21 protein-coding genes and 1 riboswitch are annotated in these 20,756 nt (G+C 71.0%); of the genes, 10 read left to right on the top strand and 11 right to left on the bottom strand.

Annotated features, from left to right (window positions below; genetic code table 11):
* From C7C45_RS34535 to C7C45_RS27160, 3 genes are all read left to right on the top strand, one after another.
* Positions 1–183, top strand: a 183-nt coding sequence (locus tag C7C45_RS34535; RefSeq protein WP_208641369.1) for a hypothetical protein, incomplete at its 5' end; no start/stop codon positions are given.
* Between the two features lie 9 nt (positions 184–192).
* Positions 193–1,443, top strand: a complete 1,251-nt coding sequence (locus C7C45_RS27170; RefSeq protein ID WP_110566701.1) for an HNH endonuclease signature motif containing protein — start codon at positions 193–195, stop codon at positions 1,441–1,443.
* 545 nt (positions 1,444–1,988) lie between these two features.
* A complete protein-coding gene (locus C7C45_RS27160) occupies positions 1,989–4,199 on the top strand; it encodes a HelD family protein (RefSeq protein WP_244200594.1) in 2,211 nt (736 codons plus the stop codon).
* On the opposite strand, the gene C7C45_RS27155 is transcribed toward C7C45_RS27160, so the two are convergent.
* From C7C45_RS27155 to C7C45_RS27140, 4 genes are read right to left on the bottom strand one after another with little or no spacing between them, the layout of a single operon-like run.
* On the bottom strand, positions 4,182–4,796 hold the full coding sequence (locus C7C45_RS27155; RefSeq protein WP_244200593.1) for a hypothetical protein: 615 nt from the start codon (positions 4,794–4,796) through the stop codon (positions 4,182–4,184). The genes C7C45_RS27160 and C7C45_RS27155 overlap by 18 nt on opposite strands.
* Positions 4,786–5,118 carry a YbaB/EbfC family nucleoid-associated protein gene (locus tag C7C45_RS27150; protein ID WP_110566699.1) on the bottom strand — a complete coding sequence of 111 codons (333 nt, stop codon included), beginning with the start codon at positions 5,116–5,118 and terminating at the stop codon, positions 4,786–4,788. Before C7C45_RS27150 ends, C7C45_RS27155 begins: the two co-directional genes overlap by 11 nt.
* 13 nt (positions 5,119–5,131) lie before the next feature.
* Positions 5,132–6,058 (bottom strand): WXG100 family type VII secretion target, encoded by a 927-nt coding sequence (locus tag C7C45_RS27145; protein WP_110566697.1) that lies wholly within the window; start codon positions 6,056–6,058, stop codon positions 5,132–5,134.
* The gene (locus C7C45_RS27140; RefSeq protein ID WP_110566695.1) at positions 6,055–6,450 is read right to left on the bottom strand and encodes a WXG100 family type VII secretion target; all 396 of its coding nucleotides are present in this window, start codon (positions 6,448–6,450) and stop codon (positions 6,055–6,057) included. The genes C7C45_RS27145 and C7C45_RS27140 overlap by 4 nt, the downstream gene beginning before the upstream one ends.
* A 135-nt stretch (positions 6,451–6,585) precedes the next feature.
* On the opposite strand from C7C45_RS27140, the gene C7C45_RS27135 reads away from it, so the two are divergent.
* The 5 genes from C7C45_RS27135 to C7C45_RS27115 all read left to right on the top strand — a co-directional run bounded on the left by C7C45_RS27135 (position 6,586) and on the right by C7C45_RS27115 (position 10,062).
* Positions 6,586–7,224: a transporter gene (locus tag C7C45_RS27135; protein WP_110566693.1), complete on the top strand. Its 639-nt coding sequence runs from the start codon at positions 6,586–6,588 to the stop codon at positions 7,222–7,224.
* A complete protein-coding gene (locus C7C45_RS27130; protein WP_110566691.1) occupies positions 7,221–7,532 on the top strand; it encodes a transcriptional regulator in 312 nt (103 codons plus the stop codon). Before C7C45_RS27135 ends, C7C45_RS27130 begins: the two co-directional genes overlap by 4 nt.
* The gene (locus C7C45_RS27125) at positions 7,529–8,452 is read left to right on the top strand and encodes an ABC transporter ATP-binding protein (protein WP_110566689.1); all 924 of its coding nucleotides are present in this window, start codon (positions 7,529–7,531) and stop codon (positions 8,450–8,452) included. Before C7C45_RS27130 ends, C7C45_RS27125 begins: the two co-directional genes overlap by 4 nt.
* A 10-nt stretch (positions 8,453–8,462) precedes the next feature.
* Complete coding sequence (locus C7C45_RS27120) at positions 8,463–9,200, top strand: ABC transporter permease (protein ID WP_110566687.1); 738 nt, start codon at positions 8,463–8,465, stop codon at positions 9,198–9,200.
* 97 nt (positions 9,201–9,297) lie between these two features.
* Positions 9,298–10,062, top strand: coding sequence for a VOC family protein (locus tag C7C45_RS27115; RefSeq protein WP_110566713.1), 765 nt, complete (start codon positions 9,298–9,300; stop codon positions 10,060–10,062).
* Positions 10,063–10,162: 100 nt separating this feature from the next.
* On the opposite strand, the gene C7C45_RS27110 is transcribed toward C7C45_RS27115, so the two are convergent.
* The 4 genes from C7C45_RS27110 to C7C45_RS27095 form a co-directional block, all read right to left on the bottom strand.
* Complete coding sequence (locus C7C45_RS27110) at positions 10,163–10,948, bottom strand: ABC transporter ATP-binding protein (protein WP_110566711.1); 786 nt, start codon at positions 10,946–10,948, stop codon at positions 10,163–10,165.
* Between the two features lie 53 nt (positions 10,949–11,001).
* Entirely contained in the window at positions 11,002–12,030 is a 1,029-nt protein-coding gene (locus C7C45_RS27105) for a FecCD family ABC transporter permease (RefSeq protein ID WP_244200596.1), read from the bottom strand.
* 76 nt (positions 12,031–12,106) lie between these two features.
* Positions 12,107–13,036, bottom strand: coding sequence for an ABC transporter substrate-binding protein (locus C7C45_RS27100; protein ID WP_110566683.1), 930 nt, complete (start codon positions 13,034–13,036; stop codon positions 12,107–12,109).
* A 111-nt stretch (positions 13,037–13,147) separates the two neighbouring features.
* Positions 13,148–13,213, bottom strand: a riboswitch (cobalamin riboswitch).
* Positions 13,214–13,400: 187 nt separating this feature from the next.
* Entirely contained in the window at positions 13,401–15,278 is a 1,878-nt protein-coding gene (locus tag C7C45_RS27095; protein ID WP_110566681.1) for a M14 family metallopeptidase, read from the bottom strand.
* A 211-nt stretch (positions 15,279–15,489) separates the two neighbouring features.
* On the opposite strand from C7C45_RS27095, the gene C7C45_RS27090 reads away from it, so the two are divergent.
* Entirely contained in the window at positions 15,490–16,827 is a 1,338-nt protein-coding gene (locus C7C45_RS27090; protein WP_110566679.1) for a C39 family peptidase, read from the top strand.
* A 95-nt stretch (positions 16,828–16,922) separates the two neighbouring features.
* Here the strand turns inward: C7C45_RS27090 and C7C45_RS27085 are convergent, their stop codons facing one another.
* The 3 genes from C7C45_RS27085 to mqnE form a co-directional block, all read right to left on the bottom strand.
* The gene (locus C7C45_RS27085) at positions 16,923–17,219 is read right to left on the bottom strand and encodes a DUF4229 domain-containing protein (protein WP_110566709.1); all 297 of its coding nucleotides are present in this window, start codon (positions 17,217–17,219) and stop codon (positions 16,923–16,925) included.
* Between the two features lie 73 nt (positions 17,220–17,292).
* On the bottom strand, positions 17,293–17,730 hold the full coding sequence (locus tag C7C45_RS27080; RefSeq protein ID WP_110566677.1) for a hypothetical protein: 438 nt from the start codon (positions 17,728–17,730) through the stop codon (positions 17,293–17,295).
* 23 nt (positions 17,731–17,753) lie between these two features.
* Positions 17,754–18,923, bottom strand: a complete 1,170-nt coding sequence (gene mqnE, locus C7C45_RS27075) for an aminofutalosine synthase MqnE (RefSeq protein ID WP_110566675.1) — start codon at positions 18,921–18,923, stop codon at positions 17,754–17,756.
* Between the two features lie 239 nt (positions 18,924–19,162).
* Between mqnE and C7C45_RS27070 the strand changes: the two genes are divergently transcribed.
* Positions 19,163–20,719 carry a C40 family peptidase gene (locus C7C45_RS27070; protein ID WP_110566673.1) on the top strand — a complete coding sequence of 519 codons (1,557 nt, stop codon included), beginning with the start codon at positions 19,163–19,165 and terminating at the stop codon, positions 20,717–20,719.
* The last annotated feature ends 37 nt before the right edge of the window (positions 20,720–20,756 follow it).

The following is a 20,756-nucleotide window of genomic DNA, read 5'->3' as shown; positions in this document are numbered from 1 at the left end:
CGGGCACCGGGGCCCGGGGGCACGGCGCGGCGCGGGGGGCAGGGTGCGGCGGGGCGGGCTGCGGGCGGGGCGCGGGGTGGGCTGCGGGCGGGGCGGGCGCGGGCGGAGAGCCCGCGGCACATTCGCGACATCCTGCGTCGGGCTGGCGATCCGGGCCAGAAAAGTGTCGTACACGTGTTCTAATCTGTCTTCATGTTGAGGGCGTTGGCGCAGGCAGGCGGTGCCGTCGGCGACTGTGCCGACGCCGCGCTCTGGGGGCTCTCCGATGATGAGTTGCAGGCTTCCCTCGATGCGACGCACGTGTTGGCGCAGCGGCTGGCCACGGTTCAGCTCGGTCTGGTGCGCGAGTTGGACGCGCGCGGCGTGGCGGTCGCTCAGGGCGCCTCGTCCACAGCCGTCTGGCTGCGGGAGCGGCTCCGGATCACCGGCCGTTCCGCGCGCCAGCTCGTCCACCTCGCTGCCTCCGTCGATGCCGCTCCACCGGCGGTGCGCGAGGCGCTGCTCGGTGGTGCCATCACCGTCGAGCAGGGTCGGGTGGTCGCGGAGACGATCGCGGCCCTGCCGGTCGAGGCCGGTCCCGAGGTGGCGGACAAGGCCACCGAGCTGCTGATCGCCTGGGCCGACCGTTTCGACCCGACAATTCTGAGCCGTCTCGGGGAGCGCGTCCTCACGCACGTCGCACCGGACTTGGCCGACCAGGCTGAGCTGGCGGCCCTCGAACGGGCCACCGAGCGGGCCGAGGCTCGTCGGCACGTCACGCTCTCCGAGCAGCAGAACGGTCAGGTACGCCTCAGCGGCAACCTCGACACCGAGACCGCGAGCTTGCTCCGTGAGGCGATCGATCCGCTCTGCGCCCCAGCCGGTGAGCACGACGATCGCAGTCCCGGCCAGCGCCGCGCCGACGCGCTGGGTGAGGTCTGTCGGCTGGTGCTGCGCACCGGTCAGCTGCCCGACAATGGCGGTGACCGGCCGCAGCTCGTGGTGACCGTGTCGCTGGACGAGCTGGTCAACGGCGTACGAGCGGGCACCCTGGAGACCGGGGCGCGGCTCACGCCGGGCGCGGTCCGCCGGCTCGCCTGCGACGCGGCCGTGCTACCTGCCGTATTGAGCGGCGACAGTCAGGTTCTCGACGTGGGGCGCCAGCGCAGGCTCTTCACCGGCCCGCTGCGACGCGCGCTGGTGCTACGAGACGGTGGTTGCGCCTTTCCTGGCTGTGACCGGCCATCGCGATGGTGCGACGGCCACCACGTCCAACACTGGGCCGATGGCGGGGCGACGGCACTGGGCAACGCCGTGCTGCTCTGCGGCTACCACCACCGGCTCGTCCACCGCGGCGACTGGACGGTCCGCATCGCCCCGGACGGTCGGCCCGACTTCCTCCCGCCCAGTTGGCTCGACGCGCAGCGCACACCACGGCGCAACCTCTACCACCGGCGCTGCTGATACCGGCAAGCACCGCAAAGGCCAGCCCAGCGACGAAAGGCCAGCCCGGCGACGACGCCGTGCCGGTGCCCGGTTGCGACCTGACCGATCCACGGCCGGGCCGGCGCTCGACTGCGACCTGACCGATCCACGGCCAAGCCCGTGCTCGACTGCGACCTGACCGATCCACGGCCGGGCCCGCGCTCGACTACGACCAGACCGATCCACGGCCGGGCCCGCGCTCGACTACGACCAGACGGACCCACGGCCAAGCCCGCGCTCGACTGCGACCTGACGGATCCAACGGCCGGGCCGGCGGCGGCGCGCCGAAGGGCCAGCCCGGCAGCGACACGCCAACCCAACAGCGACTCGCCCGGTGACACGCCGACTCTGACAGGTGGTCGGCTCGGTAATTCGGTAGTGAGGATTCGCCGAAGAGCGTAGGGTTGCAGGCCGCTTGACGGCCGAGGTGAGCTGCACCGGAACGGACGTCGTCGCGCCGGGCGGCCGGCCATCCGCCCCCGGACACGCGAGCGCGCAGCAGATGTGAACGATGGGACGTCAGCATGCCCGCAGTTGATCTCGACACCCACCTCGACACAGATCTGTCGGCTGAACGCGCACACCTGGCAACGTCGCGGGCGGCTCTGCGACGGATGCGGGAGCGGGCCGAAGACCTCTTCGCCACCGGTGACCAGGTGGCCGGCGACGCGTACGCGGCCGAGACGCTCGGCCGGACCCTGGCCCGTCGGGTGGCCGAGTTGGCCGACGACCCGACCACGCCGCTCTTCTTCGGCCGCCTCGACTTCGCCGAGTCCACGGACCCTGACACCACAGACCGCAACACCCCAGACCGAGCCACCACGCACCGCCACACCACCGACCGCGACACCGTGGCGGGCAGGACCAGCGACGAGGGCTCCGGCGCGGGTGCGAGCAGCAGCAGCAGCAGCAGCAGCAGCAGCAGCAGCAGCAGCGATCATGACGGGCGGCGGTACCACGTGGGGCGGCGGCACGTCGCCGATGAGCGCGGCGAGCCGTTGGTGCTGGACTGGCGAGCACCCGTGTCCCGGTCGTTCTACCAGGCCAGCGCGCGGGATCCGCAGGGCGTGGCGGTCCGGCGACGGTTCGGGTTCAGCAACGGTGTGCTGACCAGCTTCGAGGATGAGCGTCTGGATCGGGGCGAAGAGCTCGGCACGACAAGTCGGATCCTCGCCGCCGAGATCGAGCGACCGCGTGTCGGGCCGATGCGCGACATCGTCGCCACGATCCAACCGGAGCAGGACGAGCTGGTCAGGGCTGACCTTTCCGAGTCCATCTGTGTCCAGGGAGCGCCGGGTACCGGGAAGACCGCGGTCGGCCTGCACCGGGCCGCGTACCTGCTCTATCTGCACCGGGAGCGGTTGCGGCGGGCGGGTGTGCTGATCGTCGGGCCGAACCGGGCGTTCATGTCGTACATCGCGGCCGTGCTGCCGGCGCTCGGCGAAGTCGAGGTGGAACAGGCCACGGTGGAAGAGTTGATTTCCAGCGTGCCGGTCCGGGCGGTCGAGGCGCCGGCGGTCGCGGTGCTCAAGCACGACGTACGCATGGCGCGGGTGCTGCAGCGCGCGGTGCAGGCACAGATAGGTACGCCGACAGACTCGATCACCGTGTCGGACGGTTCGTTCCGGTGGCGGATCGGGCTGGAACCGTTGCACCGGATCGTCGAGGAGACCCGCCGGGAAGGGCTGCCGTACGGCACGGGCCGGGAGCGGGTCCGGGCACGGGTGGTGAGCCTGCTGCAACGGCAGGCCGAGGCGCGGCGGGCGGAGTCGCCCAGCGATGCCTGGCTACGTCGGATGGGCCGCTGCCGGCCGGTGGTCGACTTCCTGGACGCGGTCTGGCCGGCGCTCACCCCGGAAGGGCTGGTACACGGCCTGCTCTCCGACCCGGACCGGCTCGCCGCCGCCGCGGACGGGCTGCTCGACGACACCGAGCAGGCGCTGCTCCGCTGGGCGAAACCGGCTCGTACCGCGAAGGCGACCCGCTGGACCGCAGCCGACGCGGTGCTGATCGACGAGGCGACCGGGCTGCTGGAACGGCTCTCCGGGTTCGGGCACGTGGTGGTGGACGAGGCGCAGGATCTCTCCCCGATGCAGTGTCGGGCCATTGCCCGGCGCAGCGAGCACGGCTCGGTCACCCTCCTCGGTGACCTGGCCCAGGGCACCGCGCCGTGGGCGGCGACGGATTGGAGGGAGTCCCTCGCCCACCTGGGCAAGCCGGACGCCGTGGTGGTCCCGTTGACTGTCGGGTTCCGGGTGCCCGCCGCGGTGGTCGCGTTCGCGAACCTGCTGCTCCCGGCGCTCGCGGTGGACGTACCGCCGGCCGAATCGCTGCGCCACGACGGCGGCCTGGACGTGCGTACCGTGAGCGACCTGACCTCGGCGACGGTGGCCGAGGTACGCGCGGCGCTCGCGCACGACGGCTCGATCGGTGTGATCGTCGCGGACGACGCGGTCGACGGGCTGCGCGCGGCGCTGGCCGCCGCCGGTGTCGCGACCGCGACCGCCGACGACGTGGCGACCGCGGAGCGGGTCACCGTGGTGCCCGCGACGCTGGTCAAGGGCCTGGAGTACGACCATGTGGTGGTGGTCGAGCCGGCCGCGATCGTCGCCGCCGAACCGCGTGGGCTGCACCGGCTGTACGTGGTGCTCACTCGGGCGGTGTCCCGGCTGGCGGTGCTGCACCACGAGCCGCTGCCTGCGCCGCTGACTGGCGGCTCAGCCGGAGAGGGCTGAGGCGACCTCGCGCAGCGGCCGGCCGGACTCCGCGATCGGCACGGTGAACGCGAGCCACGAGTGGTCGGTGAACTCGATCGTCAGCCGCTTCGGGTTGAGCCGGTGCCAGCCCACCCGGGCCTGGGCGATCTCGGCGCGCGGAGCCGACCACATGATCTCGGTGCCGGCCACCTCGGCGGCCGGGTCGGTCCGGCGGTACAGCGACGTCTGGCCGCCCCGGCAGACCAGCAGGCGCCGGTTGGTCACCACGAGCAGCGTGCGCCGCAGGCCGGGCTCGATCAGGGTGAGCCAGTGGGCGTGAGTCAGTCGGGACGCCGCGGAGCCGGGGGCCCCGCGACCGGCGATGCCCCAGACGACCAGGTCGACGAAGCGGTCCCCGGCTGCGAAGACCACGTTGGGCGAGAGCACGTTGAGCAATAAGCCGAGGGGGCTGAAGCCACCTCGAGAGGTTTTCGGCTGCTCCGCGTTCGGCGGCTTGGGCGGCCGGATCCCCTGCGCGACGTCGGTAGGGGCGATGGTGAGCACCTGCTCACCCGGCTCCACCAGCTCGCGGAGCCGGTCGAGGTATGGCGACTCCGCCATCGGCTCAGTGCCCATCTGTCCGGCTGCCGCCCGGCGTGCCGCCCATCACCTCGCCGATGAGTTCACGCACCCGCGCCGACGCCGCCTCCTGGGCGCGGGTGGCGGCGGCGGTGAACTCCTCCGCGAGCGTGTACGAGTCGAGGCGCATCGCACGAGCGTTCACCTCGGATGAAACGATCGTCCCGTCGGCGGCAGCGGTGACCCGGACGAGGCCAGAGTCGCTCACCCCCTCCGCGCGGCTGTCCTCGATTTCACCCATCCGCGAGGACAGCTCGCGCTGCCAACCGTCCAGGTTGCGGGCCAGCGCCTCGATCCGGTCCAGGCCGGGAAAGGTCATGTCGTTCTCTCACTCAGTTGAGGATGGAGTCGAAGACATCCTGCACGCCCTCGGTGTAGGGACCAAGGTCCGCCTTGTACGTGCCGTCCACCAGGTAGTTGCGGTCCTTCGTGCCGTCGGAGACGTCGTGCAGACCGACGCCGGTGTCCAACAGTGCACCGCCCAGGCCGGGGATGTTGACCGGCGACAGTTGGTTGATGACGAACTTGCCGGGAAAGAGGGTCTTGAACTTCTCGGCCTGGAAGCCCAGCCCTTCCTTTGTGTAGAAGCTCTTGTTCCACGCCTTGTAGCTCTTCTTGAGCTCCTTCATCCGCAGCACGGCCGCGCGATAGGTCATCAGCGCCTCCGCGACTTCGTCCAACTTGGTGGCCAGCTTCGTGAGCACCTCGGCGAACCTGCCGACGATCTTCACCATCCGACCGACGGTGGTCGCCAGCCGCGCCAGCACCCGGACGACCGTCGCCGCGAGCGAGATGCCGGCGCTGAGTGCCGCCGCCACCGCCGCGATGATCACCTCGGTGAGGAACCAGAGCAGGAACTCGAGGATCAGCTCGACCAGCAGGTTGAACGCGTCCACCGCCGCGTTCGCCGCGTCGACCAGCACCTCCTTGGTGCCGTCGAGCCCTCGGGCCAGTTCCTCGATCGCCTCCTCGATCGACTCCATCGAGGCATGGAAGCTCTCTGCGGCGTCGCCCGTCCAGGCACCGCGCAACCGGGCCCGGTCGGCGACCTGGTCGCCGGCGATTTCCCGGACCGCCTCGCCGGTGGTCAGACAGAGCTGCGCCGCCTTCATCAGGTCATCCGGCTCGCCGGCGACCAGCTCCAGCAGTTGCTCGAAGGGCCAGAGCACCGCATTGGACAGTGGCTTGAACGGGTCGGGGGTGCCCGACACGATCTGCTCGAAGTAGGTCTTGTTGCGCTGCAACGCCTCGGTGCTCACGCCGGCACCTGCCCGTTCGAAGTCGAGGGGCCCGACGACCAGGGGCCCGGTGCGATGACATCGGGAGCGGCCGGCCGGCCGGGCACGAACATGTCGGTGTTGGCCACGTCGGTGCCGGTGTAGGCGTCGGCGGTGTCGTCGAGCCCATCGGCGATGTCGGCCATCACCTCAGCGCCGTCGGCCAGCCCTTGCAGGCACGCCTCGAACTGCTCGGCGTACGACGCCGCGAGGCTGAACGACGCCGGCATCACCCCGAACGCGTGCCGGGGCACGTGCCCTTCACCAAACGAGCCGTGCAGCTCGCGAAAGCGGGCCGCCCGATCGGTGGACGCCTTGGCGAACGCCTTCAGCGCCTCCGGCTGGACCTCCAGCTCATTGCTCGGGCTCGACACGGACCCTCCCCTGTGTCCTGCGCGACGACTCAGCCGCGACACCTCCCCACCATAGGCACTCCCCACCCCGACCGGTCACCCCGCCCGCGACGTGCGGGTCACCCAGCATTGACTTTGTTACATAAAGTTCTTTGCGTGAACCCCGACGACGATCTGCCGCCCACCGACGCCGCAGCGGCGCTCCGGCTGATCGAAGACCAGCGGTCAGCGACGGCACGCCGGCTCGTTCCCGATGCCCGCCTGCTCTACTGGCCGTGGGGCGTCGCCTGGCTGGTCGGCTTCGGGCTGTTCTTCCTCCGGTTCTCCCCCGGCGACCGGGAACTGCTCCGGCTGCCGGTCTGGCTGCCGCTGACCGTTCTCTTCGCGCTCCTCCTGACTGCCGGGGTGATCCAGGCAGTGGTCAACGCTCGGGCCTACGGCCAGGTGATCGGTGACTCCGCCCTCCGCGGGCGTTGGTACGGGTGCGCCTGGGCCCTCGGTTCCGTGAGCGTCTACGCGGGGCTCGGCCGGATCTCCGAGTACCTGCCGGACGATCTGGCGGGGCTGGTCTGGTCGGCGACCGCGGTTGGGTTGACCGGCGCGCTGGAAATGGCCGGCGGGGCGATCTGGCTGGACCGGGACCTGTTCCGGCTGGGCGTCTGGATCAGCGTGATCAACCTGGCCGGCGCTATCGCCGGGCCGGGTTGGCACGCGCTGGTCGTGGCGGTGGCCGGCGGCGGCGGGATCCTGGTCGCTGGCACGATTGCCCGACGGCGACAGCGACACCGCCAGTGAGCGAACTGGACCCGGTCATCCACGCGCAGGCCCGACTCCGGGTGGTCGCCAGCCTCTCCGCTCTCGGCGACGGCGACCGGATCGCGTTCCCCCGGTTGCAGGAACTGCTCGCGATGACCGCTGGCAATCTCTCCGTGCACCTGCGCAAGCTTGAGGACGCCGGCTACGTGGAGATCAGCAAGACCCACCGTGGACGCACCCCGGCAACCCTGATCCGGCTGAGCCGGCGGGGCCGGCTGGCGTTCGAGGAGTACACCGAGGCGATCTGCACTCTGCTCGACCCCGCCCTGCCGAAGGAGCAGCTATGACCCTCGCCCGCGCTGACCAGGCCAGCCGCCGGTACGGCGACGTCCTCGCCCTCGACCGCGTCGACCTGGAAGTCCGGGCCGGTGAGCTGGTCGGCCTGCTCGGGCCGAACGGCGCCGGCAAGAGCACCCTGATGAACCTGCTGGTAGGTCTGCGCCGCCCCAGCTCGGGGCGGGTCGAGTTGTTCGGCGGCGACCCCCGCGACCCGGCGACCCGGCGACAGATCGGGGTCACCCCGCAGGAGACCGGCCTGCCGGGCACGCTGCGGGTCGGCGAGGTGGTCGACTTCGTCTCCGCGCACTACGCGGACCCGGTGCCCCGGGGCGAGCTGCTCGACCGCTTCGGTCTGGGCGATCTCGGCAAACGGCAGACCGGTGGGCTGTCCGGCGGGCAGCGCCGCCGCTTGGCGGTGGCGCTCGCGTTCGTCGGCCGGCCCCGGCTGGTGCTGCTCGACGAGCCGACCACCGGCCTGGACGTGGCCGCCCGGCACACCCTCTGGGAGGCGATCCGCGCGTTCCACACCGACGGCGGCACCGTGCTGTTGAGCAGCCACTACCTGGAGGAGGTGGAGGCGCTGGCCCACCGGGTGGTGGTGATCGGTCAGGGCCGGGTGCTCGTCGACGACACGGTGGACGCGGTGCGCGGCATCGTCGGCGTACGCCGGGTCAGCCTGGTCGCCGACCAACTGCCCGACCTGCCGGGCCTGGTCCGCACCGAGCGGATCGACGGCCGGCTGCACCTGCTCACCACCGACGCCGACGAGCTGGTCCGCGCGCTGGTCCGGGCCGGAACGACCTTCAGCGACCTGGAGGTACGACCGACCTCGCTGGAGGAGGCCTTCCTCGCCATCACGAGCGGGGACCAACCCACCGGGGAGCAGCCCGCCACCGCCGCTGCCGGCGGCCAACCCACCACCGTCTGAGGAGGCGACCGTGCAGCTGACCCTGGTCCACGCCCGCTACCAGCTCCTGGAGATCATCCGGATTCCGGTGGCCGTCTTCGGCAGCGCCTTCTTCCCGGCCGCCGCCATGATCTTCTTCGTGGTCCCGTTCGCGGGGGACGACGCGACCGGCGCCACCTTCGCCACCGCGTCGATGGTCACCTTCTCGGTGATGAGCGCCAACATCTTCCAGTACGGCATCGGCGTCGCCGAGGATCGTGACCAGCCGTGGAACCCGTACACCCGGACCTTGCCGGCCGGGCCGGCGCCCCGCTTCGCCGGCCGGGTGCTCGCCGGCCTGGCGCTCACCTACCTCTCGCTGATCCCGGTCGTCGTGATCGGCGCGACGCTGACCGCGGCCCACCTCAGCCCGGCGGCGTTCCTGCTGGCCGCCGGCACCGTGGCCGTCATCTCGGTGCCGTTCACGCTGATGGGCCTCGCCATCGGCTACTCCCTGCCGAGCAAGGCGGCGATCGTGATCGCGCAGGTGGTCTTCCTGCCACTCGCGTTCGGCGGCGGCCTACTCTCCGCGCCGGGTGAGGCACCGGGGTTCATCGAGACGATCGCGCCGTACCTGCCCACCCGGGGCGCGGCGGAGCTGATGTGGGCGTCGGTCGGGGACTTTCGCGTCCAACCGCTGGCGCTGATCATGCTCGGTGTCTGGGTGGTGGTGCTCGCCTCGCTCGCCGGCTGGGCCTACCGGCGGGACGAGGGTCGCCGGTTCAGCTGACGATTCGTCCGGTTCCGCCCCGGACCGCGGCGGGACGGTGCCAGGATTCCGGCAGGGGGTCGTCGTGGCCGCCCGGGCCGAGAGGGGTCTTGACACCGTGAGCACCGTCCCGCCGGGTACGCCCTGCTGGGCCGACCTGGCCACCCCGGACCTGACCGACGCGCGGCGCTTCTACCCGGAGTTGTTCGGTTGGACCGGCCGGGTCACGCCGGAACCCGAGGCGGGCGGCTACACGGTCTTCCTGCTCGACGGCCGGCCGGTCGCCGGGGCCGGGCCTCCAGCGATCCCGGACCAGGTGCCCATCTGGTCGACGTACCTCGCGACCGACGACGCGGAACTGGTCGCCGGCCGGGTCGAACGGGCCGGCGGGCAGGTGGTCGTGCCGCCCTTCGAGGTCTTCGACCGAGGTTGGATGGCGGTCTTCGCCGACCCGGCCGGCGCGACGTTCAGCGTCTGGCAGCCGCTGACGATGGCCGGTGCCGAAGTGTTCAACGTGCCGGGCGCGATGAGCTGGAACGAGCTGGTCACCCCCGACCCCGAGGGCGCGAAGGTCTTCTACGAGCTGGTGTTCGGGTGGCAGCCGGACGACCAGCCGGTCGGCGAAATGACGTACACCGGGTGGCGGCTCGGGACGCAGATCGTCGCCGGGATGATGCCGCCGCTGGCCGACGACTTCCCGGCCGACCTGCCCGCGTACTGGACGGTCTACTTCGCGGTGGCCGACGCGGACGCCGCCGCGGCTCGCGCCGCCGAGCTGGGCGGGACGATCCTCGTGCCACCCCGTGACATCCCGGCGGGCCGCTTCGCAGCCCTACGCGACCCCCAGGGCGCGCTCTTCTCCGTCATCGACCTGGGTCCCTGACCCCGCCTGAAGATCGCGCTCGATCCTGGATCTAGTGGCCTCCCACATCCCGGACCCCCCTGTTTCCAGGATCGAGCACGATCTTGCGCTCGCCTCACGATCAACGCTTGGGGCGGGCCGGGCGAACGGGGACCACCAGGGGGCCGTGGGTGCCGGGCACCACTCGGACGCTGGCCCGGTAGTGGGTGGCGAGCAGGTGCTCGGTCAACACCTCGGTCGGGGTTCCGGCGGCCACCACCTGCCCGCCGGCGAGCAGCACCATCCGGTCGGCGTACTCCCCGGCCAGGGAGAGGTCGTGCATCGTGGCGAGAACGGTCAGACCGTGCTCGCGGCGCAACTGGTCGACCACCTCCAGCACCTCCTGCTGGTGGCCGATGTCGAGGGCGCTGGTCGGCTCGTCGAGCAGCAGCAACGTCGCGCCCTGGGCGAGCGCCCGGGCGAGGAACACCCGCTGCCGTTCACCCCCGGAGAGGGTGGCCAGCTCGCGCCGGTGCAGGCCGGTGAGGTCCAACCGACCCAGCACCTCGTGCACCGCATCGACGTCGGCGGTCGACTCCCGGCCCAGCGTCGGAATGTACGGGGTACGGCCGAGCAGCACGTAATCCAGCACCGACATACCGGGCGGCACCACCGGGGACTGCGCCACCGTGGCCACCATCCGGGCGCGATCCCGGCGGCGCAGCGCGGCGCTCGCCGTACCGAACAGGGTGATCGCCCCCGGCGCGGGCAGCAGGCCGCCGACGGCGCGCAACAGGGTCGACTTGCCGGCGCCGTTCGGGCCGATCACGGTGACCCACTCACCGACGGCGACGGCGACGTCGACGCCGGTCAGGATCGGCGTGCCGTCCAGGCTGACGTGCAGCCCCCGCACCTCGACGGCCGGCACGTCACCGTCGACCGACCGGCCGGCAGGGGACGGACCAGCGGTGGATTCGGGACTCACGTGAGTACCCGCCGGGCGGTCCGCAGCACGATCACGAAGAACGGGCCGCCCAGCAGGGCGGTCACCACTCCGATCGGCACCTCGCTCGGCGCCGCGGCGGTGCGGGCCACCACATCGGTCAACGCCAGGAACGCCGCGCCGAACAGCAGTGACATCGGCAGGATCACCCGGTAGCTCGACCCGGCCAGCAGCCGGACGGTGTGCGGCACGATGATGCCGACGAAGCCGATCAACCCGGTCGCCGAGACCGCCGCTGCGGTCCCCAGGGACGCGGCGGCGATCAACAGGTACCGGGTGCGCTGCGGGTGCAGGCCCAGACTCCTCGCCTCGTCGTCGCCGACCGCGAGGACGTCCAGCTCACGGCGGTGCAGCAGCACCACCACGGTGGTCAGCGCCGCGTACGGCAGCACCAGCAGCACATCGTGCCAGCCAGCGGTCGCCAACCGACCGAGCAGCCAGGAGTAGACCGGCTGAATGCTGTCGGAGTGTCGTTGCAGCAGGTACGTCTGCCCGGCGGAGAGGAACGCGGAGACCGCCACCCCGGCCAGGATCAGCATCGCTGGCGACCCCCTACGCCCGCCGGCAGCGCCGAGCACATAGGTCATCGTCACGGCGAGCAGCGAGCCGGCGAACGCGGCCAGCGGGATGGTCATCGGCAACCCGGAGATCGCGCCCTCCCGGCCGGCGCCGCCGAGGGCGATCACCGCGGTGACCGCGAGGCCGGCGCCGGCGGCAACACCGAGCAGGTACGGGTCGGCCAGCGGATTGCGGAACACACCCTGGTAGCAGCCGCCGGCAAGGGCGAGCAGACCGCCGACGAGCAGGCCCAGCACCACCCGGGGCAGCCGCAGCTCGGTGACGATGGCGATCTCCCGCTCGGACAGCCCGCTGTCGAGACGCACACCCGGGATCAGGTTGAGCAGCTCGGCCGCGACACTGCCCGGCGGCAGACTCACCGGGCCCAGCGACACCCCGGCGACCAGCGCGACGAGCACCGCGAACACCCCGACGACCAGCCACCGCATGCGCAGCCCCGCCGGCCGAGCCACCGAAGGGGCTCGCAGGCCCGGCTCACTCCTCGCGCTCACCGACGAACGGTGGTCACGCGGGCACCTTGGCGACCGCGTCGATGATGACCCGGAGCAGGTCCACGACGCGCGGGCCCCAGCGGGAGGCGATGTCGTCGTCCAGCGCGACCACCTGGTTGTTCTTCACGGCGTTGAGCCCGGCCCAGCCGCTGCGCGCCTTCACCGAGTCGGCGTTCTGCTGGCAGCACTTCGCGTCGGCCAGGAAGACGAAGTCCGGGTTGGCGTTGACGATGAACTCCTGGGACAGCTGCGGGTAGCCGGCGTTCTTGCCGTCCGCGTCGGCCGGATCGGCGATGTTGGTCAGGCCGACCTGGCTGTACAGCGAGCCGATGAAGGTCTTGCTGGTGGCGCTGTACAACTCGGGGCCCAGCTCATGGAAGTAGGTGAGCTTCTGGGCGCGCTGCGGCAGGTCCTTGATGAGCTTGGCGATGTCGTCCTTCATCCGGGTGGTGACGTCGGTGGCCTGGTCGGCGTGCCCGGTCAGCGTGCCCAGGTCGGTGATCTGCTTGTACGAGTCGTCCAGCGTGGTCGCCGCCGGGGTCAGGTAGACCGGGATCTTCAGCTTGCCGAGCTGCTCGACGACCTTGTTCCGGTCGTCGGAGAGCACCACCAGGTCGGGGTTCTTGCCGGCGATCGCCTCGGCGTTGGGCTGGAAGCCGGAGAGGTCGGTCTTGGGCGCGTCGGCCGGGTAGTTGGACTGGCCGTCGACGGCGGTCACCTGGGCGCCGGCACCGATCGCGAAGAGCATCTCGGTGGCGCTCGGCGACAGCGAGACGATCTTCTCGGGCCGCTTGTCGAGGGTGAGCGGGCCGACCGTGACCGGGTAGGCCGCGGCCGCGGTGCCGGTGCTCGGCTTGTCGTCGGCCTTCTCGGCGCAAGCGCCGAGGGCGAGCGCGGCGACCGCGAGGGTCGCGGCGAAAAGCCGAGGGGTACGTCTGAACATGGGGGCCTCCTGTCGGTCGAGGAGTGTGGTGCTTCGCCGACAGGGACTTTCGTACGCCCGCCCACGAGGCGCCCTTCCTCGAGAGCGCGTATCGCGACCGATCCGAGGCGACCTGGCTCGTCCCCACCGTCGGGTGGGGCATCACAGTTGCGGGACAGCGCCGGATTTCGCACCGGCTTCGCTGCGGACGGGTCGCTAAGACGGTAGCGCACCGCCACGACGTGCCGGATCGATCAAGGATCGATCGGCGCGGGCCGATTCAATGGAGTGCCGCACGGCGGACGCTGGGGGGCATATGTCCCGGATCCTGGCGTTCGGGAAGGGGTGGCGGGGCCCCGCCGGGGCGGGACGGGGCCCCACCCGATCAGGAGGACGTGATGGTGACGTTGTCCACAGCCGCCTCCAGCAGGCTGGCACCGGACGCGTCCGCCGCCTCGACGAGGATGCGGACCGACTGGCCGGCGTACGGAGTCAGGTTGAGGTTGGCCACCGCCCAACTCCCGTTGCGGTTGGTCGCCGCGCCGGCCTGGGTCAGCAGCGCGGTGGTGCCGCCGTTGTGCACCACGCTCACCCGCAGGTAGTCCGCCGACGAGGCGTTCGAGCCGTGCGCCAGGTACCAGGCCAACGAGAGGGTCAGCGTGCCGGACGACGGCAGGGTCACCGCCGGGGACCGGGCGCTGGTCGTGCCGCCGTCCACGTCGTAGTCACCCGCCGCGGACCCGGCGAGCCGGCCGGTGACCAGGTCGTTGGATCCGGCGTACGGGGTGAGTTGCTTGGCGCCGGAGGACGTGGTCGCCTGGGCGGCACCCCGTTCCCACGCCCCGACGGTGGCGGTGTCGGTGCCGGCCGGGTTGATGGTCCAGCCGGTGGCGGTCTCGAAGGTGTCCGACCAGACCGTGGTGCCGCCACCACCGCCGCAGTACTGTGCCTGCTTGCCGATGGCCCGGTACGGGCAGTCGGCGTACTCACTGAGCATCAGCACCGCCTCCCGGTTGCGCGACGTCTGCGCTCCGATCACCTCGTCGGGCGGGTAGAAGCCGCCGCCACCGGACGAGCCGGGATACATCTCGAAGGTGTACGCCCAGATGTTGTGGGTGGCCCACAACCAGTCGAGGCTGTCCCCGTCGGTGATGTAGAGGTCGCTGGACTGCTCCGGGGTGTAGTTGTTGGTGGCCGCCATCTGCTGGCCGATGGTGGCGAAGGTGTTGTACTGGTCCGCGCTCATCCCGGTCGCGGTGTTGGCGGTGGTGTAGCCGTAGGGCCAGAGCACCAACTCCGAGTACGTGTGGAAGTCGATGTTGGCCTTGATCTGCTGCACACCACCGACCACCCGGCCGTTGACGAAGTTGCGCAGCGCCTGCGTTTCGGGGGCGGAGAACGCCGACGGGCCCCGGTAGGTCTCCGACGAGGTCGAGCCGGACGAGCCGCCGCAGCAACCCCAGTTGTAGCCCCAGTTGCGGTTCAGGTCGGTGCCGACGTTGGACGAGCCACTGTTGGGCTGCCGGTTCTTACGCCAGGACCGGTACGACCCGGTGGCGATGTCGTACTCGCTGCCGTCCGGGTTGACCGTCGGGACGATCCAGATCTCCCGGCTGTTGACGATGTTGGTGATCCGGGAGTCGCCGCCGTAGCTGTCGGTGAAGAGGTTGAGCAGGTAGATGGCCATCTCGACGGTCAGGTGCTCACGGGCGTGCTGTTGGGAGTTGAACAGGATCTCCGGCTCGGCCTCGTCGGTGCCCACGTTGTCGGAGATCTTCACCGCCATCAGGTCGCGGCCCTCGTACGACGAACCGATGCTGATCTTGCGGGCGATCGCCGGATGGTCGGCGACGACCTGGTTCACGACGGCGGTCAGTTCCGCGTAGTCGTGGTAGTTGGAGTCGGCGGGCGGGAAGGCCAGCGTGCCCACCCCGTCGGCGCCGCGCTCGGCGTTGGGCGGTGGGGCGAGCGGTTCCAGCCGGAAACCGAGTTTGCCGATCGCGGCGGCCTCACCCGCGGTGGCCGAGATGTGCAGCACCCCGTGTTCGGAGTAGTCGATGGCGGCTCCGGTGCGGGCCACCGCGTTGCGGTCGGCGAGGGTTCGGGGTCCGAGCACCCGGTAGCTGGCGGCGGTCGGCTCGGCGGTCCGGTCCGGTGCCGGACGGGCGGCGACCGGACCCGCGGCGACGGTGACGATTCCCAGCCCGGCGACGACGGCGAGCACCAGGACGCGGCGGAGAGGGATGGGCGTGCGGAGGGCCATGGACTACCTCCTTGATGGGCGGGAGATCCCGCTCGGTGAAGGACACTTCACCACCTGTCACATGGTCATATCAATATTGATCGCTGCTTGATGCATCCCGAGCTGATCATCCCTGCGGCAATGATTTTCCATGCGTGAACACCTGGCGAAACTTCTCTCCGAGCGGAAAACTGACCTGCGACGATGCCCCTCTCGACACCGCGGAGCACTCATGGCCAGATCCCGCTTATGCGCGGCCGCCATCGCCGGCGTCACCGCACTCACCCTGTTCGCCACGACAGCGCCCGCGACGGCGGCCCGCCCACCCGTCCCCCGTCACGACGAGCAGATCACCTTCCAGGACTGGTCCGGACCCGCCGACTGGCACCGGGGCAACCAGGACGGCACCCGCGTGGTGCCCGGCGCCCGAGCGGGCCTCACCCTGGCCCGCCCGGCCGGCACCACCGAGTACGCCGACCCGCACACCGGCACCACCCGCACCTGGGAGTACGGCACGTGGACCTCGCCGGTGACCCGGATCGGGTTCGACGCCACCGAGCTGATCGCCTCGTGGAACGCGGAGACCCCCGCCGGCACCTGGATCCAGGTGGAGATGCAGGGCAGCTACACCAGCGGCGACCAGACCCCGTGGTACGTCATGGGTCGCTGGGCGTCCGGCGACGCCGACATCAAGCGGACCAGCGTCGACGGGCAGGGTGATCCCCACTCGACGATCTGGACCGACACCTTCAGCATCGACGACGCCGCCGCCGGGGTGCTGCTGCGGTCGTACCAGCTGCGACTGACCCTCTACCGGACGCCCGGGCAGACCGCCGCGCCGGTGGTGCGGATGCTCGGCGCGATGAGCTCCACCGTGCCGGACCGGTTCACCGTGACGCCGAGCGCCGGCCACATCGCCTGGGGTGTCGAGTTGCCGGTGCCGCGCTACTCGCAGAACGTGCACGCCGGGCACTACCCCGAGTACGACGGCGGCGGCGAGGCGTGGTGCTCGCCCACCTCCACCGAGATGGTGGTCGAGTACTGGGGTCGCAAGCCGTCGAAGGCCGACACCTCCTGGGTGGACCCGACCTACCCCGACCCGACGGTCAACCACGCGGCCCGGATGACCTACGACTACGCGTACGACGGCGCCGGCAACTGGCCGTTCAACACCGCGTACGCGGCCAGCTTCCCCGGCCTGGAGAGCCGGGTGACCCGACTGCACTCACTGGACGAGCTGGAGCGTTTCATCGCTGCCGGCATCCCCGTCGTCACCAGCCAGTCCTTCCTCGCCAGCGAGCTGGACGGGGCGAACTACGGGACCTCCGGGCACCTCTTCGTGGTGGTCGGCTTCACCGCCGACGGCGACGTGATCGTCAACGACCCCGCCTCGTCCAGCAACGACGTGGTGCGCAACGTCTACAAGCGTGCGCAGTTCGAGCAGATCTGGCTGCGGACCAAGCGCACCAACGCCAGCGGCGGCGTCTCCGGCGGCTCCGGCGGCATCGCGTACCTGATCAAGCCCACCGCAAAGCCCTGGCCCAAGGTCCCCGGCTCGACCAACTGGTAACCCCAACCCCCGCCCGGCCCGGCCCGGCCCGGCCCAAACGGTTGATCAAGAGGTTTGCGTCACCAGATCGGCTGTCGGTGACGCAAACCTCTTGATCAACGCGGGGGTCCGTCCGTGGGGGTGGTGGGGTCGGTGGGGGTTTGGGTTTGGTCTTCGCCGGCTAGGGCCGAGCGGAGGCGTTCCTTTTCGGTGCGGCGGCGCTCGGCGGCGTCCGCCATCTCCTGGGCCATCTCGTCCCGCCAGCCCCGCAGCAGCAGGAAGGAGAGCGCGGCAGAGAAGGCCAGGGCCAGGATCAGCTTCAGGAACACGTCCATGTCGACCAGCCAGAGAGCCGCCAGGACGGCGACGAACAGCCCGATCCGGCCCAGCGTGTACTTCAGCGCGGCGCTCACCTGCACCACTCCGTTCTCTCCGTCGCCCGCCGGTGCCGGCGGAAATGTCGATCCGCCCGGCGGGCGGTCACGGTCAGCCGGTGCGGCGGGCCAGCCAGCGGACGCCTGGGAACCAGACCACCGCGTACGCCACCGTGAACGCCCCTGCCGCCAACGCGCCGGAGAACAGCGGCGGCAACCCGGCGCCCAGACCGGCGATCAGCAGCCCGACGAACACCCCGACGGCAGCGGCGACCACCGCCGCCACCACCCGGGCCGCGCCGAACCCCCAGGCCCGGAAATCGTCCCAGAACAGCCAGGCTGGCAGGATCACCGCCAGCCAGCCGTTGGTGTGCCCGAAATCGCCGGCGCCGGCCGAGGCGAACGCCCACTCGAACAGCACCAACGCCAGCATGCCGATGACCAGGCCCGCCAGGCACACCCCGAGCAGATCGCCCAGGGTACGGATGCGTCCCTCGGCGTCCCGTCGGGGAAACCCGCTCTGCTGCTCGGAACTGCGTTGCTCGGTCATCGACTGCGAGGGTACGTGGTGGCTCAGGCCCAGACCTGCTGCGGCTCGGCGCGCCGCTCGGCCAGCGACGGGGCCTTGTCGTACTCCCGGACCACGTTGTAGCGGGTGTCCCGTTCGACCGGCTGGAAACCGGCGTCCCAGATCAGGTGCAGCAGGTCTTCGCGGTGCATGGTGTTCGGGGTGCCGTACGAGTCGGCGTCATGCGTGATCTTGTATTCGACGACGGACCCGTCCAGGTCGTCCACGCCGAAGTTGAGCGAGAGCTGGGCCACCGACAACCCGTGCATCACCCAGAAGTTCTTCACGTGCGGCACGTTGTCGAAGAGCAGCCGGGAGACGGCGAACGTCTTCAGCGACTCGGCCGGCGAGGCCATCGTGGTGCGTGCCTGGATCCGATTACGGATCTTGCCGTCCGCCGAGTCCACGAAGTCGTGCTGGTAGCGCAGCGGGATGAAGACCGCGAAACCACCGGTCTCGTCCTGCAGCTCCCGCAGCCGGAGCACGTGGTCGACCCGGTGCCGGGGCTCCTCGATGTGGCCGTACAGCATGGTCGCCGGGGTCTTCATGCCCTTGCTGTGGGCGAGGGCATGGATGCGGGACCAGTCCTCCCAGTGGCAGGCGTGGTCGACGATGTGCTGCCGGACCTCCCAGTCGAAGATCTCCGCGCCACCGCCGGTCAGCGACTCCAGGCCGGCGTCCATCAACTCGTCGAGGATCTCGTCGGCGCTCAGACCGCTGATCTTCTCGAACCACTGCACCTCGGTCGCCGTGAAGCACTTGAGCTTGACGTTCGGCAGCGCAGCCTTCAGCTCGCGCAGCACCTTCGGGTAGTAACGCCAGGGCAGCGTGGGGTGCAGGCCGTTGACGATGTGCAGCTCGGTGAGCTGCTCATCCTCCATCTCCTTGGCCTTACGGACCGCCTCGTCGATACGCATCGTGTACGCGTCCTTCTCGCCCGGCTTGCGCTGGAACGAGCAGTAGGCACAGGACGCCGAGCAGACGTTGGTCAGGTTGAGGTGCCGGTTGACGTTGAACATCACCCGTTCACCGTTGAGCTCGGTGCGCTTGTGGTGGGCGAGCCGCCCCAACCAGGTCAGGTCGTCGCTGTCGTAGAGGGCGACCCCGTCCTCGCGGGTCAGCCGTTCACCGGCGTACACCTTCGCTTCGAGCTCACGCTTGAGTCCGGCGTCCATGGCACGTCCCTTCCACCTAAGGTCCAGATCGAGCGTACGTCGGGGGGCCGACGGCCCCGGCGGCACGGTCGGCGACAGCGACCTACTTCACCGAACTCTCAGCCTCCCGTAACCCGACCGCGCATCGACAAGGGTGGCGAGGTGCGGTAGTAACAAGATGGGGCGGAACACACACACTGGTACCGTCCCGACGGCCGCGCCCACCGAGCGCGGCGACGAGCAGCGGGACGGGGAGCGGCATGGTCGACAGCGAGCGCGGGCGACGGCAGCGACGACGGAGCCCGGTGATCTCGCCGGTGCTGCGTCCGAAGCTCTGGGCCGCCCTGCTCGGCGCGATCGCCGCCGCCGTGCTGGCCACTCCCGCGTACGCCGATCCCGCGGTGCCCACGACGGTGCCGGACACTGGTGCCCGCCCGCCTGCGATCGGCGCGCTCCAACTGCCCGGCGGCCCACCCGTCGCCGGCATCCCGGCCCCATCGGTGGGCACCATCGGCACCGGCCCGTTGGCCGCGCAGATCTACGCCGGCGAGACCCAGGTCGGCACGCTCGGCGACGAACTCCTGAAGAGCCGACAGAGACGCACCGACGCGCAGGCCCAGCTCGAAGCGGCCGGCAAGCTGCTGGCGACCACGCAGGACGCCCTGCTCCGGGCCCAGCAGGCGGCCGACGTGGCCGCCGCGGACGCCGTCAAGGCAGCCGCCGCGCTGCCGCCCGGCGACCTCGCCCAGGACATCCGTGGGCTGAGCCGCCTGCAGCAGATCACCCGCGGCGAGAAGGTCGACGGCGGCACCACCGGCGTGGCCGGCGACCTGGCCCGTGCCCGTGCCGCTGAGCAGGATGCCTACCAGAAGCACACCCAGGCCAAGGAACTGCTCGCCATCGCCGAAGCGGCGTTCACCTCGGGCGAGACGGCGCTCCGCACGGCCGAGGCGAGCCTGCTCAAACTGCGCCGGGACAACGCCACACAGCTGATCGCCATCGAACGCCTGCAGGAAGCCACCGAGCAGCAGATCGGCGCCGGGTACGTCAACAACCAGAACATCAGCGGCATGGCCGCGCACCCCCGGGCACTGGCCGCGGTCCGGTACGCGCTCGCTCAGCTCGGCGACCCGTACAAGTGGTCCGAGGAGGGGCCGGACCAGTTCGACTGCTCCGGCCTGATGTGGGCGGCATACCGGTCCCCGGGCGCCGACTACTTCGACCTGCCCCGGGTCGCCCGTGACCAGTACGCCGCCACCCGGACCCGGACCGTGTCGCAGAGCGCGCTGCTCCCTGGCGACCTGCTCTTCTTCGCGTCCGGCAGCAGTTGGACGACGATCCACCACGTCGGCATGTACATCGGCAACGGCAAGATGGTGCAGGCGCCCACCACCGGCGACGTCGTCAAGATCTCGGTCGTCGGCTGGTCCCGGCTGTACGCGGCCACCCGCGTGATCGGCGCGGTGCCGGCGCCGCCGATCACGACCGTCCCAACGACGCCGGTCACGCCGCCCAGCGCGACGCCCACGCCGAAGCCGACGCCGACGCCCACGCCGAAGCCGACCACGAAGCCGACGCCCACGCCGACGGGCTCAGCCACCCCGACGCCCACCGGCAGCGCGACGCCGACGCCCACACCGACGCCCACGCCCACGCCGACCGAGAGCGCCTCGCCGAGCCCGAGCAACACGCCGCCGCCACTGCCCTCCGCGCCGACCAGCGCGCCGGGCAGCACCGCCCCGACGACCACGCCGAAGGCCAGCACGAGCGCGACGGGCAGCGGCGGCGCGACGGGCAGCCCCAGCGTCACGGGCTGATCCGCCACGGGCTGATCCGCCACGACCCGCTCCGGCT

This window comes from Micromonospora arborensis (genome assembly GCF_003205615.1).
Taxonomy (GTDB): Bacteria; Actinomycetota; Actinomycetes; order Mycobacteriales; family Micromonosporaceae; genus Micromonospora; species Micromonospora arborensis.
The sequence above is the reverse complement of the archived record's forward strand: the minus strand, read 5'-3'. Positions and strand labels throughout refer to the sequence as shown.